Origin of the sequence: Methylobacterium sp. J-059 (assembly GCF_022829485.1) — a bacterium.
Classification (GTDB): Bacteria; Pseudomonadota; Alphaproteobacteria; order Rhizobiales; family Beijerinckiaceae; genus Methylobacterium.
In genome coordinates this window covers 110,482-127,826 of record NZ_JAKSYA010000112.1, presented here as the reverse complement: position 1 = coordinate 127,826, position 17,345 = coordinate 110,482, and the positions used below count along the sequence as shown (strand labels likewise).

General features: G+C 71.0%; 19 protein-coding genes. 5 read left to right on the top strand and 14 right to left on the bottom strand.

What is annotated here, in order from left to right; genetic code table 11:
• Position 1 precedes the first annotated feature (1 nt).
• The 3 genes from ribD to glyA all read right to left on the bottom strand — a co-directional run bounded on the left by ribD (position 2) and on the right by glyA (position 3,068).
• A complete protein-coding gene (gene ribD / locus MKK55_RS15105; RefSeq protein ID WP_409566066.1) occupies positions 2 to 1,117 on the bottom strand; it encodes a bifunctional diaminohydroxyphosphoribosylaminopyrimidine deaminase/5-amino-6-(5-phosphoribosylamino)uracil reductase RibD in 1,116 nt (371 codons plus the stop codon).
• A complete protein-coding gene (nrdR, locus tag MKK55_RS15100; protein ID WP_147858293.1) occupies positions 1,114 to 1,626 on the bottom strand; it encodes a transcriptional regulator NrdR in 513 nt (170 codons plus the stop codon). The genes ribD and nrdR overlap by 4 nt, the downstream gene beginning before the upstream one ends.
• Positions 1,627 to 1,763: 137 nt before the next feature.
• Entirely contained in the window at positions 1,764 to 3,068 is a 1,305-nt protein-coding gene (gene glyA, locus MKK55_RS15095; protein WP_243932298.1) for a serine hydroxymethyltransferase, read from the bottom strand.
• A 280-nt stretch (positions 3,069 to 3,348) separates the two neighbouring features.
• On the opposite strand from glyA, the gene MKK55_RS15090 reads away from it, so the two are divergent.
• Together MKK55_RS15090 and MKK55_RS15085 are read left to right on the top strand one after the other, a co-directional pair.
• Entirely contained in the window at positions 3,349 to 3,816 is a 468-nt protein-coding gene (locus MKK55_RS15090; protein WP_243935851.1) for a hypothetical protein, read from the top strand.
• Positions 3,817 to 3,884: 68 nt separating this feature from the next.
• A complete protein-coding gene (locus MKK55_RS15085) occupies positions 3,885 to 4,334 on the top strand; it encodes a hypothetical protein (protein WP_243935849.1) in 450 nt (149 codons plus the stop codon).
• Positions 4,335 to 4,398: 64 nt separating this feature from the next.
• Here MKK55_RS15085 and MKK55_RS15080 read toward each other — a convergent pair whose 3' ends face one another.
• Together MKK55_RS15080 and MKK55_RS15075 are read right to left on the bottom strand one after the other, a co-directional pair.
• Positions 4,399 to 4,710 carry a cupin domain-containing protein gene (locus MKK55_RS15080; protein ID WP_147844272.1) on the bottom strand — a complete coding sequence of 104 codons (312 nt, stop codon included), beginning with the start codon at positions 4,708 to 4,710 and terminating at the stop codon, positions 4,399 to 4,401.
• 63 nt (positions 4,711 to 4,773) lie between these two features.
• Complete coding sequence (locus MKK55_RS15075; protein WP_147728308.1) at positions 4,774 to 5,937, bottom strand: hypothetical protein; 1,164 nt, start codon at positions 5,935 to 5,937, stop codon at positions 4,774 to 4,776.
• A 162-nt stretch (positions 5,938 to 6,099) separates the two neighbouring features.
• On the opposite strand from MKK55_RS15075, the gene MKK55_RS15070 reads away from it, so the two are divergent.
• The 3 genes from MKK55_RS15070 (at position 6,100) to der (ending at position 8,979) form a co-directional block, all read left to right on the top strand.
• Positions 6,100 to 6,705 (top strand): NnrU family protein, encoded by a 606-nt coding sequence (locus tag MKK55_RS15070; RefSeq protein ID WP_147728307.1) that lies wholly within the window; start codon positions 6,100 to 6,102, stop codon positions 6,703 to 6,705.
• Between the two features lie 95 nt (positions 6,706 to 6,800).
• Positions 6,801 to 7,511 (top strand): tetratricopeptide repeat protein, encoded by a 711-nt coding sequence (locus tag MKK55_RS15065; protein ID WP_243935847.1) that lies wholly within the window; start codon positions 6,801 to 6,803, stop codon positions 7,509 to 7,511.
• 124 nt (positions 7,512 to 7,635) lie between these two features.
• Positions 7,636 to 8,979 carry a ribosome biogenesis GTPase Der gene (gene der, locus MKK55_RS15060; RefSeq protein ID WP_147725718.1) on the top strand — a complete coding sequence of 448 codons (1,344 nt, stop codon included), beginning with the start codon at positions 7,636 to 7,638 and terminating at the stop codon, positions 8,977 to 8,979.
• Positions 8,980 to 9,003: 24 nt separating this feature from the next.
• On the opposite strand, the gene MKK55_RS15055 is transcribed toward der, so the two are convergent.
• The 9 genes from MKK55_RS15055 to alr form a co-directional block, all read right to left on the bottom strand.
• Positions 9,004 to 10,125 (bottom strand): carboxylate-amine ligase, encoded by a 1,122-nt coding sequence (locus MKK55_RS15055; RefSeq protein WP_243935845.1) that lies wholly within the window; start codon positions 10,123 to 10,125, stop codon positions 9,004 to 9,006.
• 89 nt (positions 10,126 to 10,214) lie between these two features.
• A complete protein-coding gene (locus tag MKK55_RS15050) occupies positions 10,215 to 10,637 on the bottom strand; it encodes a type II toxin-antitoxin system VapC family toxin (RefSeq protein WP_243935843.1) in 423 nt (140 codons plus the stop codon).
• On the bottom strand, positions 10,634 to 10,882 hold the full coding sequence (locus MKK55_RS15045) for a type II toxin-antitoxin system Phd/YefM family antitoxin (protein ID WP_243935841.1): 249 nt from the start codon (positions 10,880 to 10,882) through the stop codon (positions 10,634 to 10,636). Before MKK55_RS15045 ends, MKK55_RS15050 begins: the two co-directional genes overlap by 4 nt.
• A 43-nt stretch (positions 10,883 to 10,925) precedes the next feature.
• Positions 10,926 to 11,336 carry a dihydrofolate reductase gene (locus MKK55_RS15040; protein WP_243935839.1) on the bottom strand — a complete coding sequence of 137 codons (411 nt, stop codon included), beginning with the start codon at positions 11,334 to 11,336 and terminating at the stop codon, positions 10,926 to 10,928.
• Positions 11,337 to 11,374: 38 nt separating this feature from the next.
• Complete coding sequence (locus tag MKK55_RS15035) at positions 11,375 to 12,124, bottom strand: SDR family NAD(P)-dependent oxidoreductase (protein WP_147725723.1); 750 nt, start codon at positions 12,122 to 12,124, stop codon at positions 11,375 to 11,377.
• Positions 12,125 to 12,134: 10 nt separating this feature from the next.
• Entirely contained in the window at positions 12,135 to 13,613 is a 1,479-nt protein-coding gene (purF, locus tag MKK55_RS15030) for an amidophosphoribosyltransferase (protein ID WP_147841974.1), read from the bottom strand.
• 186 nt (positions 13,614 to 13,799) lie between these two features.
• Positions 13,800 to 14,405: a CvpA family protein gene (locus tag MKK55_RS15025; RefSeq protein ID WP_243935837.1), complete on the bottom strand. Its 606-nt coding sequence runs from the start codon at positions 14,403 to 14,405 to the stop codon at positions 13,800 to 13,802.
• Between the two features lie 219 nt (positions 14,406 to 14,624).
• Positions 14,625 to 16,064, bottom strand: coding sequence for a DNA repair protein RadA (gene radA / locus MKK55_RS15020; RefSeq protein WP_147725726.1), 1,440 nt, complete (start codon positions 16,062 to 16,064; stop codon positions 14,625 to 14,627).
• A 46-nt stretch (positions 16,065 to 16,110) separates the two neighbouring features.
• A complete protein-coding gene (alr, locus tag MKK55_RS15015; RefSeq protein WP_243935835.1) occupies positions 16,111 to 17,286 on the bottom strand; it encodes an alanine racemase in 1,176 nt (391 codons plus the stop codon).
• Positions 17,287 to 17,345: the final 59 nt, after the last annotated feature.

Here is a 17,345-nt window from a genome sequence, read left to right as displayed (position 1 = left end):
CTTAAGCCTCACTCCGTTCGTAGGTCACGGCCCGGTCCGCCCCGAGGTCGAGGGACTGGGCGATCCGGAACCGTCCGCTCTCCAGCGCCTGCCCGAGATGCGGGCCGACCGCCGGCAGGCCGCCCTGCGGACCGCAGGTGCCGGGCCCGGTGATCAGGGTGCAGGAATCCACGAGATCGGCCTCGGCCAGCGCGTCGGCAAGGTGAGGGCCGCCCTCGCTGCAGAGCCGCGTCAATCCGCGCTCGCCGAGCATCGCCAGCGCCGCGTGCAGGTCGACCCGCCCGCGCGCGTCGGCGGCGACGCGCACCACCGCGACGCCGAGCGATTCGAGCATCCGCTTGGCATGGGCCGGGGCGCTCCGCGTCGTCACGACCAGCGTCGGGACGTCGTGGGCGCCGCGCACGAGCACGCTCGATGGCGACAGCCGCAGCTGCGAATCCAGCACCACCCGCAGCGGCGAGCGACCGCCGAGGCCGGGCAGGCGCACGGTGAGCGAAGGGTCGTCGGCGCGCGCCGTGCCGATGCCGATCAGGATCGCGTCGGCATGGGCCCGCCACAGGTGCACCGCGCCGTCGGCGATCGCGCCGGTGATGCGCAGGCGCGCCGTGTCGGAGGCGGCGGCGAACCCGTCCCGCGTCCGGGCGAGCTTGAGGTGGAGGTGGGGCCGCCCGTGGGTGATCCGCGCCACGTGCCCGGCATGGTCGCGGCGGGCCTCGGTGCCCAGCAGCCCGGTCTCGACCCGGATGCCGGCCGCCCGCAGGAGCGCGTGGCCGCGGCCGGAGACCCGCGTGTCGGGGTCCTCCATCGCGCTGACGACCCGCGCGATGCCTGCCGCGACGATCGCGTCGGTGCAGGGCGGCGTGCGGCCGTGATGCGAGCACGGCTCCAGCGTGACGTAGAGGGTCGCGCCCCGGGCCGCCGCGCCGGCATCGGCGAGCGCCAGGGGCTCGCCGTGCGGGCGGCCGCCCGGGGCGGTGACGCCCTGGCCGACGATCCGCTCCGCGCCCGGCTCGCCCGCGACCACCACGGCGCCGACCGAGGGGTTCGGCCAGGTCCGCCCGAGGTTGCGCTGCCCGAGCGCGAGGGCGAGGCGCATGAAGCGCGCGTCGGCCGTCACGAGCGCGACCGCGCCGTGCGCGGCTTGCCCGCCGCGACGCCCTCGGGCGGCTCGACGCCGGCCTCCGCCAAGGTGCCGAGCAGGTCCTCGAAGTCCTTGGCCTCGCGGAAATTCTTGTAGACGGAGGCGAAGCGCACGTAGGCGACGTCGTCGAGGCCCTTCAGGCCCTCCATCACCAGCTCGCCGATCGCCTCCGAGGTGATCTCGGCCTCGCCGCCGCTCTCGAGCTGGCGGGTGATGCCGCTGACCAGCCGCTCGATCCGCTCGGGGTCGACCGCGCGCTTGCGCAGGGCCACGCCGATCGAGCGCTGCAGCTTGTCGCGCTCGAACGGCACGCGCTTGCCCGAGCGCTTGAGCACCACGAGCTCGCGCAGCTGCACCCGCTCGAAGGTGGTGAAGCGCCCGGCGCAGTCCGGGCAGACCCGGCGGCGGCGGATCGCGGCGCCGTCCTCGCTCGGCCGCGAATCCTTCACCTGCGTGTCGGAGCCGCCGCAATAGGGACACCGCATCGGGCGGACCTTCTCATCGAGCCGGAAAGACGGCGGCCTCTCGGGAAACGAGAACGGCCGCGGATCGAGGCGATCCGCGGCCGTCTCTATCGTGTTGCAGTGCACGCCGGAAGGCTTCCCTTCCGGCGGCGTCCGGATCAGCCGTAGATCGGGAACCGGTCGGTGAGGGCGTGGACGCGGGTCTTGACCGAGGCCTCGACCGCGGAATCCCCGGCCTCGCCGTTCGCCACGAGCCCGTCGAGCACCTCGACGATGAAGCCGCCGATCTGCTTGAACTCGGCGACGCCGAAGCCGCGCGAGGTGCCGGCCGGCGTGCCCAGGCGGATGCCCGAGGTGATCGTCGGCTTCTGCGTGTCGAAGGGGACGCCGTTCTTGTTACAGGTGATGTCGGCCCGCGAAAGCGCGGCTTCCGCTGCCTTGCCGGTGAGGCCCTTCCGCTGCAGGTCGACCAGCATCAGGTGGTTGTCGGTACCGCCCGAGGTGATGTCGTAGCCGCCCGACATCAGGGTGTCGGCCAGCGCCTTGGCGTTCTCGATCACCTGGCGGGCGTAGATCTTGAACTCGGGCTTCAGGGCCTCGCCGAAGGCCACGGCCTTGCCGGCGATGACGTGCATGAGCGGGCCGCCCTGCAGGCCGGGGAAGATCGCCGAGTTGAACTTCTTGGCGAGCGCCTCGTCGTTCGTCAGGATCATGCCGCCGCGCGGGCCGCGGAGCGTCTTGTGGGTCGTCGTGGTGGCGACGTGGGCGTGCGGGAACGGCGACGGGTGCACGCCGGCGGCGACGAGGCCGGCGAAGTGCGCCATGTCGACGAAGAAGTACGCGCCGACCGCGTCGGCGATCTCACGGAACTTGGCGAAGTCCCAATGGCGCGGATAGCCCGAGCCGCCGGCGATGATCACCTTCGGCTTGTGCTCGTGGGCCAGCGCCTCGACCTGCTCCATGTCGATGCGCTGGTCGTCGCGGCGCACGGTGTAGGAGACCGGCTTGAACCACTTGCCCGAGACGTTCGGGGGCGCGCCGTGCGTGAGGTGGCCGCCGGCGGCGAGGTCGAGGCCGAGGAAGGTGTCGCCCGGCTGCATCAGGGCCATGAACACGCCCTGGTTCGCCTGGCTGCCGGAGTTCGGCTGCACGTTGGCGAAGCCGACGCCGAACAGGCGCTTGGCGCGCTCGATGGCGAGGTTCTCGGCGATGTCCACGAACTGGCAGCCGCCGTAGTAGCGACGGCCGGGATAGCCCTCCGCGTACTTGTTGGTCAGCACCGAGCCCTGCGCCTCGAGCACGGCGCGCGAGACGATGTTCTCGGAGGCGATCAGCTCGATCTCGTGCTGCTGCCGGCCGAGCTCCTGCTCGACGGCCTTGGCGATCTCCGGATCTGCGTCGCTCAGCGGGGCCGCGAAGAAGGAGTTCGAGAAATGCTTGTCGGAAGCGGTACCGGCGCTCATGGATGGCCTCTGTTCTTGTATGCGGGCGAAATCGGCGCGCTCGTCCCGTCGGCGTGCACGGGCGAGCCTTCGTAGCGCTACTCTCTACACGCGTGCGTGGAAGCCGCCAACACAGGCCTTTTTGCCGCGGGGGCAAGAAAAGTTGAGGCCGGGCGCCCGGCAGCGTCAACTGCACGCTGAAAGCACGGCTGGGCGATCGGCCGTGCCTCGCTCCGCAGCGCTATAGGAAAATTGACTTTATTAGGAATATATGGCAAGGCCTCTTCGGGGGAGCTTTGGCATGAACGAACGTCGAGACCAGCTTCGATTCGCGCACAGAGTTGCACAGATTCGCCTGCGGATTGCGATGCTGTCCGTGCTCAGCCATTCCCTCAAAGCCGGCTTTCGCCCGGATCAACCCCGAGGCCTGGATGGTCGCTGGACCGGCGGCGCCGGTCAGATCGTGCGCAGCCAGATAGAGAAAACCGGGAACGCAAGGATCGACGCGAAGACCGAGCTTCTTGTGGATGTCGTCAAGGAGGCAATCTCGATCTCGGGAGATGTCCGTGTGCCGGCCTACGGCGTCCGACTGCATGCTGCGACCGCTCGATTGATTCGCAATCTGGATATTCCAGGTATCGGCCGGCACGGCGTCGAGCAAAGCTTCAGCCTGGGCGATAGTGTTGGTTATGGGCTGGAGGGAAGCGTGCGGACCGACGTGGTCTTGCGCGATGGAAGAATATCCTCAGCGCTGATATCGGCGATATGAGATTTCAAGACGGAACAGGACGAAGATAAGCGCTGCTGCCGACATCCACTGGTTTTGAGGGACAGAACATGACGATGGAAGCCTACGCGTTCTGCGCCCGTCCGATCAAATCGATCGAAGACTGGCAAGCGTCGATCGATGCCCTCGGGTTCGATCTGAGATTGAGATCGGCTCGCGATCTCGCGGATCATCGGGGGCACCTTCCTGCGCTTTGGCGTGGCCGAGAAGCCGGGTTCGAGTTCGGCGCTTGCGCGTTCGCGGAACTGGCGGAAACGTACGACGACATCGATCTCGGCGGGCCGTGGCCCTACGCCTACGCCTTCTATTTCGCGGCTTTGCCGAGTTGCGTCGGTACGTGGCTGGCGCTGGCCGCCTGCCTGACGCTGACCGACGGCGTGGCTTTCAACCCGCAAGAGGGAAGAATTCTTCGACCCGGAGAGGCCGCACGCTATGCTCAGGATACCGAGAACGAGGTCGATCGGATCCAGTCAGGGGAGGTCGGTCGCACGCCTTCATAGATGTCGAAGGTTGGAGGGGCCCGCCGACATGGGTCGCGTCGAACGACGGACCCATCCACCGGCCTCACGCCGACACGTTGGTCTCCACCAGCACCGTCTCCGTCTCGAACTCCGCCGCGTGCCACGCCTCCGCGGGGAAGTGGAACACGCTGCCGGGGCCGAATGCCGCACGGCCCTGCTCGGTCTCCAGGATGCCTGAGCCGGAGAGCACCTGCACGAACTGCTCGTGCGCGTGGCTGTGCCGCGCCGCCGAGGTGCCCGCTGGGACGACGATCCGCACGAGGCTGGCGCCCGCGCCCGGGATCGTGCGCTTGGCGACGCCGTTCTCCGCAACGGTCTCGTCGCGTTCGTCCCAGGCGAGCAGGTGGTCGGTCATGGCGGCCTCGTGGTCAGCCCTCGAACATGATGCAGGCGCGGTCCCGGTCAACGCACGATGCGATCAGGGCCACACCTTGATCGCCACCGGCCGCCGCAGCAGGTCGCGGTCCGAGGTGATGGTGCAGCCCTCCGTCCGCAGCGTGACGTAGGTGAGGATCGCGGTGTCGCCGACGTCGTCGAAGTTCCGGCCCTCGGCCCTGGGGTCGAGGAGGGACGGGTAGGCGATCAGGCCGCCCGGCGCCGCGCAGGGGTCGTCGTAGAGCGTCGCCCCGGCGACGAGCAGCCGCGGCACGTCCCAGGTCAGAAGGTCGCGCGAGCTCGTCCAGTAGAAGCCCGATTGCGCGAACCCGTCACCCGCCTTGGCCATGAACAGGGCGACGAAGGCGCCGGTGCCGCGGTGGCGCACCACCGCCCCGACGGGCGTCGGGAACGGCGCCACCGGCTTGCAGGCCTCGGCCCGCGCGCCCTTGGTGCGATACGGATCCGGGAAGGACGCGGTGAAGCCGGTGCCGGTCCAGGCGCGCCAGCTCGCCGCATCGCCGGGCGTGGCGGTGCGGAACAGGCACACCCCGGCCTCCTGATCCCCGGGCCGGTCCCAGCCGGTGGTCGAGACGAAGACGTAGCGGAAGCGCCCGTCGGCGAAGACGTTCGACGGGTTGAAGAAGCCGCGGTGACGCCCCTGGCCGACCTCCTGCCGGAACGGGGCCGCCATCGCCACCGCGGGCGGGGTCGTGCGCAGGAAGCTGCGGCCGCCATCCGCGGAGGCGGCGGCGGTGATCGTGTTGTACCAGCAGGCCTCGTAGGTCTCGGCCGTGCAGCGGCCCGGATGCTCGTTCGCCTGGTACTCGTGGTGCACCAGCGCGGCGATCCGGGCGCCGTCCTCGGTCCAGGTGGCGGTGATCCAGGAGCGGTCGTCGTAGAGCGCCGGGTCGGCCTTCTCGCCCGAGTCGAGCACCACCGTGCAGTCGAGCTTGAGGTGGTCGAGGTCCGGCCCGCGCAGGGCCCGGTTGCGGTAGTGCATGCCGAACAGGGCGACCGCACCGGTGGCATCCCGGAACGCGCGGGCCGAGGCGTCGGGCACGTCGGCGCCGTCGCAGGCGTCGCGCCCGGCCTTGAACACGATGCTCGGCGGCCCGACCAGGGTCAGGCTCGACAGCGGCGGCTCGGCGGCCGCCTGCGCGAGCGCCGGCAGCGACAGGAGAAACAGCGCGAGGCGGAGCCGCATGGGACGAGACCGGTGGGTGCGCCGAAAGCGCACTTGGACGAGGAGCGCGCACGGACAACGGTCGCGCGCCTGGACAAACCACGGGAGTTTCTGTTCAGAACCGTTACAGAATGGCTTCCCGCCGGTGCGGGGGCCCGATCCTCCCGAGCCGAGTCCCCATCCATGCTGATCCTGATCCTCGGGCTGGTGCTGTTCCTCGGCACCCACGCCTTCTCGATGCTGCGCGCCAAGCGCTCCGAGGTCGTCGGCCAAGTCGGCGAGGGCAAGTACAAGCTCGGCTACACCCTGCTCTCGGTCCTCGGCCTCGTGCTGATCGGTGTCGGCTTCCACAACTATCGCGTCGACGGGTACATCCCGGTCTGGGATCCGCCGGTCTGGACGCGCCACCTGTCCCTGGTGCTGGTGCTGCTCGCCTTCATCGTGCTGGCCTCGGCCTACCTGCCGGGCCACATCCGGGCGAAGGCCAAGCACCCGATGCTGCTCGCCGTGAAGATCTGGGCGACGGCGCACCTGCTCGCCAACGGCGACCTCGGCTCGATCCTGCTGTTCGGCTCGTTCCTGGCCTGGGCGGTGATCGCCCGGATCAGCGCCAAGCGCCGCGCGCTCACGGCGGGTCAGGTCGTTGCGCAGCACGGGGGCGCCGCGGCCCCTGCGGGCTGGCGCAACGACGCGATCGCGGTGGTCGTCGGCGTCGTCGCCTGGTTCGTGTTCGGCAAGTATCTCCACCCGATCCTGATCGGCGTCTACGCCTGGCCGGGCCAGGCGTAGACGCCGCCCGGTCGCCAAACCGGCGCCCGCGTGCTAGGCGCGGGGCCAATCGAGACGCTTCAGGTCGTCCGGCTCGCGCGCCGGACCGGGATACGATGGCTGAGAACAACGAGTTCATCCGCGAGGTCAACGAAGACTATCGCCGCGACAAGGTCGCCGAGATCTGGCGCCGCTACAGCGGCGTGATCATCGCAGTGGCGATCCTGGTGGTCGCCGGCGTCGGCGGCTGGCGCTACTGGCAGACGGCCCAGCGCAACGCGGCCGAGGCCGCCTCGCAGCAGTTCGACGAGGCCAACCGCCTGGCCCGCGACGGCAAGGTGGCGGAGGCCGACAAGGCGTTCGACGCCCTCGAGGCGCAGGGGCCGGCCGGCTACCGCCTGCTCGCCCAGTTCCGCTCGGCCGCCGAGACCGCTAAGCGCGACCCGGCCGCGGGCGCCGCAGCGTTCGAGGCGATCTCCGGCGACACGGCGCTCGGCGACGGCCTGCGCGACCTCGCGCGGCTCCGCGCGGCGCTGATCCGCCTCGACCTGCCCGATCCGGCGCCCGCGCTCGCCAGCCTGCAGAGCCTGGCCGCCGGCACGCCGTTCCGCTTCACCGCCCGCGAGATGCTCGGGCTGACCGCCCTGAAGAACGGCCAGTACGACGAGGCCGGGCGCTGGTTCGACCAGCTCAACATGGACCCCGAGACGCCGCAGAACCTGCGCCAGCGCATCGAGGTCTACGTCGCCCTGGTCGCCGGCGGTCCCGTGACGGTGACCGAGGCGAAGCCCGAGCCCGCCGCGCCCCCGCCGCCGATCACGCGCTGATCGCTCGACACGCCAGTCCAAAACCTCCGGCGCGACTGGCTCGCACCGGAGGTTTTGGGCATTCTCCGGACCTTCGCCGCCCGGCCAGCCCGGCGGCTCGACCGAACATAGAACGGACCACCCCATGGAACTGCCGACCGTCGCGATCGTCGGACGGCCGAATGTCGGCAAGTCGACCCTGTTCAACCGCCTCGTCGGCAAGAAGCTGGCGCTGGTCGACGACCGCCCGGGCGTCACCCGCGACCGCCGCGAGGGCGACGTCGCCTTCGGCGGGCTGAACTTCCGCATCATCGACACCGCCGGTCTCGAGGAGGCCGATTCGGCCACCCTGCTCGGCCGGATGCGGATGCAGACCGAGGCCGCGATCCTCGAGGCGGACGTGGTGCTGTTCGTCATCGACGCGCGGGCCGGCATCTTGCCCGCCGACCAGCCCTTCGCCGAGCTGGTGCGCCGGGCCGGCTGCAAGGTGATCCTCATCGCCAACAAGGCCGAGGGCGGCGCCGGCATGGCCGGGGCCTACGAGTCGTTCCGGCTCGGGCTGGGCGACCCGATCCCGTTCTCGGCCGAGCACGGCGAGGGCATCGGCGAGCTGCACGAGGCGCTGAAGGAAGCCCTGCCCGAGACCGACGAGGACGAGGACGACGACGACCCGCGCGGCAAGCCGCTCAAGGTCGCCATCGTCGGCCGCCCCAACGCCGGCAAGTCGACCCTGATCAACCGGATGCTCGGCGAGGATCGCCTGCTCGTCGGCCCCGAGGCCGGCATCACCCGCGATTCGATCTCGCTCGACTGGGAATGGCGCGGGCGCCGGATCAAGCTGCACGACACCGCCGGGATGCGCCGCCGCGCCCGGATCGAGGACAAGCTCGAGAAGCTCGCGGTCTCGGACGGCATCCGCGCCGTGCGCTTCGCCGAGGTGGTGGTGGTGCTGCTCGACGCCACGATCCCGTTCGAGAAGCAGGACCTCACCATCGTCGACCTCGTCGAGAGCGAAGGGCGCTCGCTGGTGATCGGCCTCAACAAGTGGGACCTCGTCGCCGACCAGCCGGGCCTGCTCAAGTCGCTGCGCGAGGACTGCACCCGCCTGCTGCCGCAGGTCCGCGGCGTCGCGGTGGTGCCGCTCTCGGGGCTCGCCGGCGACGGCGTCGACAAGCTGATGCAGGCGGTGGTGCAGGCGGCCGAGGTCTGGGACACCCGCATCTCGACCTCGCGGATCAACGACTGGCTCTCCGAGGCGACGCAGCGCAACCCGCCGCCGGCCGTATCGGGCCGGCGCATCAAAATCCGCTACGCCACGCAGGTGAAGAGCCGCCCGCCGCACTTCGCCCTGTTCGGCAACCAGCTCAACGCGATGCCGAAGAGCTACACCCGCTACCTCACGAACTCGCTGCGCGAGGCGTTCGCCCTGCCGGGCACCCCGATCCGGCTCTCCCTGCGCACCTCGTCGAACCCGTTCGACAAGGGCTGAGCACCGGCCCCGCGCGACGACGCCTCAGCCTCGGGTCGTCCGCGCCAGCCATTCCACCACTTGGTCCAGCGCCTGCCGGTTGCTGTGCCCCGCGTCCCGCGCGGCCTCGAACGCGGCGATCTGGCCGTCGGCGCTGGTGCCGCCCGAGACGATGGTCCGCGCATGCGCGACCTCGGCCGCGCAGCCGAGCGCCGCCGCATCCTCGGCGACGAGGGCGAGCACCGTCTCCAGGGCGTCGGCGAAGGGCAGGGCTGCCTCGCGGGCTTCGTCGATCAGCTCGGCGCCGACGCCGCTGCGCTGGGTGCGCCAGAGGTTCTCGTCGGCGAGCGCCCGGGAGACGCCGTCGAGCCCGGCATTGAGGTCCGGCCGGCGCACCACGCAGCGCACGAGGCAGCGGAACAACGCGGCGATGGTCAGCGCGTCGGCGAGCCGCGTGCAGCTGTCGGCGATCCGCAGCTCCAGCGTTGGGAACTTGATCGAGGGCCGGAGCGACCACCACAGGAAGCTCGCATCCTGGATCGAGCCGGCCTCCGTCATGATCCGCACGTAGCGCGCATAGGCGGCGGCATCGGCGAAGAGCTCGGGCAGGCCGGTGCGCGGCAGCTCGCCGAAGGCGCTCAGGCGGTAGGCGGTGAGCCCCGTCGGCTTGCCCTGCCAGAACGGCGAGGAGGCCGAGAGCGCGAACAGCAGCGGCTGGAACGGCAGCAGCCGGTTCATCAGGTCGACCCGCGCCTCCGGGGCCGGCACCTCGACGTGGACGTGCATGCCGCAGATCAGGCTGCGCCGCCCGGCGAGGCCGACGTCGCGCAGGATGCCGCGGTAGCGGTCGCCCTTGGTCGGCAGTTGCCGCGACCAGTCGGCCACCGGATGGGTGCCCGCGGCGAAGATCAGCAGCTCGTGCTCGGCGGCGAGGTCCGCGAGCGCGCCGCGCTGCCGGGCGAGCGAGGCGCGCGCCTCGGCGAAGGCGGTGACGGGCGGGGTGCAGACCTCGACCTGGCACTGCAGCAGCTCGCGCCCCGCCTCGGGCAGGCGCTCGGCCGCCTCGACGTGGAACGGCTTGACCGAGCGCCGCGGCGTGCCGCGCGTCTCCGCATCGGCCAGGAAATATTCTTCTTCGATGCCGAAGCGGTAGCTGTGGGCGCTCATGGCATCTTTCGTCAGGAGGATCCGAGCGCAGATAGGGCGGGAGCGGGCTTAGTGCGGTCCCGAGGGCGCATTTTTCGGCGCGAAGGACGCTATCCTTCCGTGACCTGCAGGCCGAGGGTGCGCGCGACGGTCGCCATCTTGATGTCGAAGGTCGCGAGGACGGCATTCGCACGACGGCACAGAGCGATGTTCAGGGCGTCCGGCGTACGGAGCGTTAGATCGAGGCGGCGGAGAAACCCGGTCGCCGCGACGACGTCAGACGATGCGACCTCGATGCGTTCCGCGACCCGTTCGATCCAGCGATCGAGATCCGAGAGCGCCGATTGCGCGGCGCCCGCGTCGATCTCGCCGGTTCTCACCCGGCGTGCGAGGGCCGAGGCGAATTCCGCCGCTGCGAAATCGCTGACGATCGCGATCGGCTCGTGACGTCGAAAGAAGGCGTCCGCCCGCGCCGTGGACGGATCATCCGTCAGAAGGGCGACCAGGACGCTGGCATCGAGGTACGTCCTCACCAATCCTCATCGCGCATGCGGCCGACGAGGTGCCCGGCATCCTCGGAGGGCGCGGCGGTTCGCGCGCGACGGGCTGCCAGCCAATCCAGGTCCTCGGCGGTCACGGGCCGCCCCGACCGAGGGATCGGCTGTAGGTTGGCGACCGGCCGACCATCCCGGGTGATCACGACGCCTTCGCCCGCGAGCGCGCGGTCGATCAGCTCGGACAGATGCTCTTCGGCTTCGATGATGCTGTGCTCGCCCATCGGGCGAGAGTACGGACTTTCCCGACGGACTGTCCAGATCCGCCTATCCGACGCGCAGGGCGCCGCCGACGAGCCAGGCCGGGTCGAACCAGCGGTCGGCCTCGCCGTCGTAGGGCAGGCGGGTGACGTCCCAGTTCTGGATGTACTTCGCGTAGACGTTCCAGACCGCGATGCCGCCGCCGACGAAGATGCGGCGACCGGGATAGCGGGCGAGCACCGCCCCCGGATCCTCGTGCGACCGGATCACGTCGATGGTGCGGTCCTTGAACGCGAAGGCCGGCACCGAGGCCACCGTCTTCGGGCCGGCGATCAGCACATGGCCCATGGTCAGCGCGAAGAACCGCGTCACGTCCTCCACGAAGAGCGGGTCGGTGTTGCCCTCCCAGGGGAGCTGGCCGTTCAGCCCGAGCTGGCCGCGCTGGCCGATCGCGCAGATGCAGCGCACGTCGATCATCAGGATATCCGGAAAAGTGCGGGCTCGGCCCCGACCGCTCAGCGCGGCGCTTGCGGGCTCACGGTGCGGTCGGTGGGGAAGTCGTAGATCAGCCCGGTTTCGCTCGAGGCGGGGCTCGCCAGCCGCACGAAATGCGGGGCGAGATCTTCCGGCGTCCTCAGCGTCTCCGGGTCCTCGCCCGGCATCGCCGCGCGGCGCATGTCGGTGCGCAGGGGGCCGGGATTGAGGAGCATCGCCCGGACGTTGGTGGTCTCGTTCTCGGCGGCGTAGGTCCGCACCAGCGCCTCGAGCGCCGCCTTCGACACCGAGTAGGGCCCCCAGTAGGCCCGGCACTTGCCCGCCGCCCCGGAGGTGACGAAGATCGCCCGGCCGGCATCCGACATCCGCAGCAGCGGGTCGAACGAGCGGATCAGCCGCCAGTTCGCGGTGACGTTGACGTCCATCACCTGGCCCCAGACCTTCGGGGTGATGTGCCCGATCGGCATGAGGTTGCCGAGGATGCCGGCATTGCCGACGACGATGTCGAGGCGCTTCCAGCGCTCGTTGATCGCCGCGCCGAGCCGGTCGATGCCGTCGTAGTCGGTCAGGTCGAGGGGCACGAGGGTCGCGCTCGAGCCGACCCTGCGGATCGCGTCGTCGAGCTCCTCCAGCGCGCCCTGCGTGCGCGCCACGGCGATGACGTGCGCGCCGGCCTCCGCCAGGGCCAGCGCGGCGGCCCGGCCGATCCCGCGGGATGCACCGGTGACGACGGCGACGCGTCCGTCGAGTGAGGTCTTCGTGTCGGTCATGCGCGAGGGGTCAGTCCGCTTCGGCCAGCATCGCGAGGCGCTTCGGCCCGGCGATGGCGAGGTCCGTCAGGCCGGTCGGGTAGTCGCCGGTGAAGCAATGGTCGGTGTATTGCGGGCAGGCCTCGATCCGCTCCGCCTCGCCCATCGCCCGGTACAGGCCGGGGATCGAGAGGAAGGCCAGCGAATCCGCGCCGATGTAGCGGCGCATGCCTTCGAGGTCGTGGGTGGCGGCCAGCAGCTTCTCGCGCTCCGGCGTGTCGATGCCGTAGAAGTCGGGATAGGTGATCGGCGGGCTCGCGATGCGGAAGTGCACCTCCGCCGCGCCGGCCTCGCGCATCATCCGCACGATCTTCACCGAGGTGGTGCCGCGCACCAGGCTGTCGTCGACCAGCACGATGCGCTTGCCCTCGATCGCCGCCCGGTTGGCCGAATGCTTCATCCGCACGCCGAGCTCGCGCACCGACTGGGTCGGCTGGATGAAGGTGCGGCCGACATAGTGGTTGCGGATGATTCCCATCTCGAACGGGATGCCAGTCTGCTGTGCGAAGCCGAGCGCGGCCGGCACGCCGGAATCGGGCACCGGCACCACCACGTCGGCCGGCACCGCGGCCTCGCGGGCCAGCTCGACGCCGATGTTCTTGCGCACGGCGTAGACGCTCTTGCCGTTCACCACCGAATCCGGCCGGGCGAAGTAGATGTACTCGAAGATGCACGGCCGCATCGGCACCTTGTCGGCGAAGCGGATCGACTCGATGCCGTCCTCCGAGATCACCACGACCTCGCCGTTCTCGACGTCGCGCACGAACTTCGCGCCGATGATGTCGAGCGCGCAGGTCTCCGAGGCCAGCATGTAGCGGCCGTCGAGCTCGCCGAGCACCAGCGGGCGGATGCCGAGCGGGTCGCGGGCGCCGATCAGCTTCTTGTTCGTGAGCGCGACGATGGCGTAGGCGCCCTGGATCGCCTGCAGCGCGTCGATGAAGCGCTCGACGATCCGCGGCTTTCGCGAGCGCGCGGCCAGGTGCAGGATCACCTCCGTGTCGGAGGTCGACTGGGTGATCGCGCCGTCGCGCACGAGATCGCGTCGGATCGAGAGCGCGTTGGTGAGGTTGCCGTTATGCGCCACCGCCAGGCCGCCGCCGGCCAGCTCGGCGAAGAGCGGCTGGACGTTGCGCAGGATGGTGCCGCCGGTGGTCGAGTAGCGCACGTGGCCGATCGCGGCGCGGCCCTTCAGCCGGGCGATTGTGCCGCCGTCCGAGAACGAGTCGCCGACGAGGCCGGGGCGCCGCTCGGAATGGAAGACCTCGCCGTCGAAGGCGACGATGCCCGCCGCCTCCTGGCCGCGGTGCTGCAGGGCGTGCAGCCCGAGCGCGACGATCGCCGAGGCGTCGGGATGCCCGAAGATGCCGAAGACGCCGCATTCCTCGCGGAGCGTATCGCCGTCGGTCTCGGGGTCGAACACGGAATCCACGGTTGCGGCGCGGTGTGACATGGCCTGAGGTCGATCCCTGGTTGCCGTCCGCCCGCAAGCTGCCCGGACCGCGTCCGCGCGGCCGGCCCCGCGGCGCCGTCGTCAAGGCGTTATCTGACGCCTCGCGGCATCGCAACCAAGCCGGATCGAACGCAGGTCAGGGTCACCGCGGCAACATATGCTGAGCCGGCCTTCTTTCGCGCGCCCTCAGCGCCGCGGCGCGGGCACGGCCGGCGTGGTCTGGCGCGGGGGCACCTCGGTCTCGGCCGGTGCATCCACAGGTTCGTTCTGCGGGGTGTCGACCTTCGGCTTCTTGAACTGCCTCAGGAAGCCTTCCGGATTCTCGGGCAGCTGCGCCACCAGCGCGTCGCCGGACTTCTCCAGCATCGGCCGGGTGCGCGCCTCGGCGGCCCAGGTCGGCACCTTGCCCTGCACCAGCCAGGACAGGAACACCCAGCCGATCACGCAGATCAGGAAGCCGCGGGCGGCGCCGAACAGGAAGCCGAGGGAGCGGTCGATCGCGCCGATGCGCGAATCGAGCACCACGTCGGAGATCTTCACCGTGATGATCGAGACGACGATCAGCGTGCCGAGGAAGATCGCCGCGATCGAGGCGACGAGGGCGACGGTGTCGCTGGTCACGTGCTGCTTCACCGTCGGCAGCAGCATCGGATAGAGCGACCACGCCACCGCGGCGGCGGCGACCCAGGCGATGATCGCCAGCACCTCCCGCGTGACGCCGCGGACGGCCGCCAGCAGGGCGGACACCACGACGATGCCGAGCACCACGAGATCGAGGACGGAAAACGGCATCTGCGGGTTCGGATCGGATGGGGAGATGCCACGACGAAAGCGATGCGGTCTGCGGCTCCCCTGGACCGCGGGCGCCTTATATCGCGGTCAAACTCGGCCGTCACCCTCGGTGGCGACTGCCGGCCGCCGGAACCCGCCGGTTGCAGACGGGCTTTCACCGCCCTTCCCAAGCCGCCGGCGCGGCACAGGTCGTCCTGAGAACCGCGCTCAGCCGGTCGCCTAATCCGCATCCTCGTCGTGGGCCGCATGGCGGCGCTTGCCCGAGGCGACCCGGCGCGGCCCGTTCGCGGCGATGCCGGCCACGAGGTCGGCGATGTGGCGCAGCGACTCCGTGGCGAGCGCGCGGTCGGTGGTCTCGCCGCGCCCTTGCGGCGTCATCGCCTTGGCGAAGCCGAGCTTCTGCGCCTCCTTGAGGCGCGCGCCGGCCTGCGCCACCGGCCGGATCGCGCCGGACAGGCCGATCTCGCCGAAATACACGGTCTCCGGCGGCAGCACCGCGCCCGACAGCGACGAGACCAGGGCGGCGGCCACCGCCAGATCCGCCGCGGGCTCGGAGATGCGCAGGCCGCCCGCGACGTTGAGATAGACGTCGTGCGTGCCCAGGCGGATGCCGCCATGGGCTTCGAGCACCGCGAGCACCATCGAGAGCCGGTTCGGGTCCCAGCCGACCACGGCCCGGCGCGGCATGCCGAGCGACGAGGGCGCGACCAGCGCCTGGATCTCCACCAGCAGGGGCCGCGTGCCCTCCATGCCGGCGAAGACCGCGGTGCCGGCGGCCTGGTGGTCGCGTCCCGCCAGGAACAGCGCCGAGGGGTTCGGCACCTCGGCCAGCCCCATGTCGGTCATCTCGAACACGCCGATCTCGTCGGTCGGCCCGAAGCGGTTCTTCACCGCCCGCAGGATGCGGAAATGGTGGCCCTGGTCGCCCTCGAACGAGGCCACCGCGTCGACCATGTGCTCGACCACCCGCGGGCCGGCGATCTGCCCGTCCTTGGTGACGTGGCCGACCAGGATCACCGCCGTGCCGGTGGTCTTGGCGAAGCGGATCAGGGACTGGGCGGAGGAGCGCACCTGCGTGACCGTGCCGGGGGCCGATTCGACGGTCTCGGTCCACATGGTCTGGATCGAATCGATGATCGCCAGTGCCGGCGGGCGCCCCTGCGACAGGGTCTCGACGATGTCCTCGACGTTGGTCTCGGCCGCCAGCTCCACCGGGTGGCCCGACAGCCCGAGGCGCTCGGCGCGCAGGCGCACCTGCCCCACCGCCTCCTCGCCGGAGATGTAGGCGACGCGCTCGCCGGTCTTCGCCATCGCGGCCGAGGCCTGCATCAGCAGGGTCGACTTGCCGATGCCGGGATCGCCGCCGAGCAGGATCACCGAGCCGCGCACGAAGCCGCCGCCGGTGACGCGGTCGAGCTCGCCGATGCCGGAGGGGATGCGCGGCGCTTCCCGCGCCTCGCCGGTCAGGCCCTCGAGGGGGAACACCCGCCCGCGGGCCCGGCCGGGCCGGGTCGCGGCCGGGCCCGATTGCGGCCCGGAGCCCCCGGGCGTCTCCTCGACGATCGTGTTCCAGCCATTGCAGGCCTCGCAGCGCCCGCGCCAGCGGTTGTAGACCGCGCCGCAGGCCTGGCAGATGAAGGTCTGGTGGATCTTTGCCATGCGCTCGCAGCGGGTTCGGGGCCGGATCCGCTCGGGGCGGACGGCGTCACGCCCCGATATACGTGCGAACGTAACGAGAACCCAGGCCCGTCAGGATCTCGTAGCCGATCGTGCCGGCGGCGCGTCCCACCGTGTCGACGTCCAGGCCATCGCCGATCAGCGTGGCGACGGTGCCGCGCCGGGCGTCCGCCGCCTCGGTGACGTCGAGGATGATCAGGTCCATGGAGACGAGGCCGAGGATCGGGCAGGGGATGCCGGCGACGAGCGCGTGGCCGTGCCCGCTCGCGGCCCGGGGATAGCCGTCGGCGTAGCCGAGCGACAGGGTCGCGAGGCGCCGGGGCGCGGGCGCGGTCCAGCGCCCGTTGTAGCCGGCCTGCGCGCCGGCGGCGACGTGCCGGATCTGCAGGATCGTCGCCTCCAGCCGCACCACCGGCCGCATCGGGTTGGCATGGCGCGTGGGGGTCGGGTTGCCGCCGAACAGGGCGTAGCCGGGCCGCAGCAGGTCGTGATGCGTCGCCCCGTCGAGGAAGATGCCCGACGAGTTGGCGAGCGAGCCGGGAATGCCGGGAAACGCCGCCCGCACCGTCGCGAAGTCGGCGATCTGCCGGGCGTTGACCGCCTCGTCGGGCAGCTCGGCGCTGACGAGGTGGCTCATCACGAGGTCGATGCCGGCGTCCCCGATCCGTGGATCGCCGGCAAGCGCCAGCGCCTCCGGGACGGCGAGCCCGAGACGGTTCATGCCGGTGTCGACGTGGAGCGCGGCCGCACGCATCCCGCGCGAGGCCGCCGCCCAGTCCGACACTTCCTCGACCGAGCCGAGGACGGGGCGCAGGTCCATCGCCAGATAGGCCGGGGCGGAGCCGGGCGAGAGCCCGTTCAGGACGTAGATCGCGGCCTCGGGCAGCGCGCCCCGCACGCGTGCGGCCTCGCCGAGATGCGCGACGAAGAACGTGCGGCAGCCCGCCGCCCAGAGCGTCCGGGCGACCGGCTCGGCGCCGCAGCCATAGGCGTCGGCCTTCACCACCGCGGCGCAGGCGCGGCCCGGTGCCTCCGCCGAGAGGCGGCGCCAGTTCTCCGCGATGGCGCCGAGATCGACGATGAGGCGGGCGCCGTGCCCGATGGCGTCGGTCGCGACGGTGCTGTCTCGGGAAATCGTCGGGCTCCGATGTTCCGCCGCGCGTGCGTCGCCGTCTGCGCAGCCTGACGGGTCAGGGCAAGCCATTACCGCGCCAGCGGCCGGAAGGCACGGGGCCTGCAACGCAGGACTTGCAACGCGAAACC

Excerpts from the sequence above, each read along its gene's own strand:
- nrdR (WP_147858293.1), bottom strand. The coding sequence starts at position 1,626 with ATGCGGTGTCCCTATTGCGGCGGCTCCGACACGCAGGTGAAGGATTCG.
- glyA (WP_243932298.1), bottom strand. The coding sequence starts at position 3,068 with ATGAGCGCCGGTACCGCTTCCGACAAGCATTTCTCGAACTCCTTCTTC.
- MKK55_RS15090 (WP_243935851.1), top strand. The coding sequence starts at position 3,349 with ATGAACGAACGTCGAGACCAGCTTCGATTCGCGCACAGAGTTGCACAG.
- MKK55_RS15085 (WP_243935849.1), top strand. The coding sequence starts at position 3,885 with ATGACGATGGAAGCCTACGCGTTCTGCGCCCGTCCGATCAAATCGATC.
- MKK55_RS15080 (WP_147844272.1), bottom strand. The coding sequence starts at position 4,710 with ATGACCGACCACCTGCTCGCCTGGGACGAACGCGACGAGACCGTTGCG.
- MKK55_RS15075 (WP_147728308.1), bottom strand. The coding sequence starts at position 5,937 with ATGCGGCTCCGCCTCGCGCTGTTTCTCCTGTCGCTGCCGGCGCTCGCG.
- MKK55_RS15070 (WP_147728307.1), top strand. The coding sequence starts at position 6,100 with ATGCTGATCCTGATCCTCGGGCTGGTGCTGTTCCTCGGCACCCACGCC.
- MKK55_RS15065 (WP_243935847.1), top strand. The coding sequence starts at position 6,801 with ATGGCTGAGAACAACGAGTTCATCCGCGAGGTCAACGAAGACTATCGC.
- der (WP_147725718.1), top strand. The coding sequence starts at position 7,636 with ATGGAACTGCCGACCGTCGCGATCGTCGGACGGCCGAATGTCGGCAAG.
- MKK55_RS15055 (WP_243935845.1), bottom strand. The coding sequence starts at position 10,125 with ATGAGCGCCCACAGCTACCGCTTCGGCATCGAAGAAGAATATTTCCTG.
- MKK55_RS15045 (WP_243935841.1), bottom strand. The coding sequence starts at position 10,882 with ATGGGCGAGCACAGCATCATCGAAGCCGAAGAGCATCTGTCCGAGCTG.
- MKK55_RS15040 (WP_243935839.1), bottom strand. The coding sequence starts at position 11,336 with ATGATCGACGTGCGCTGCATCTGCGCGATCGGCCAGCGCGGCCAGCTC.
- MKK55_RS15035 (WP_147725723.1), bottom strand. The coding sequence starts at position 12,124 with ATGACCGACACGAAGACCTCACTCGACGGACGCGTCGCCGTCGTCACC.
- purF (WP_147841974.1), bottom strand. The coding sequence starts at position 13,613 with ATGTCACACCGCGCCGCAACCGTGGATTCCGTGTTCGACCCCGAGACC.
- MKK55_RS15025 (WP_243935837.1), bottom strand. The coding sequence starts at position 14,405 with ATGCCGTTTTCCGTCCTCGATCTCGTGGTGCTCGGCATCGTCGTGGTG.
- radA (WP_147725726.1), bottom strand. The coding sequence starts at position 16,064 with ATGGCAAAGATCCACCAGACCTTCATCTGCCAGGCCTGCGGCGCGGTC.
- alr (WP_243935835.1), bottom strand. The coding sequence starts at position 17,286 with ATGGCTTGCCCTGACCCGTCAGGCTGCGCAGACGGCGACGCACGCGCG.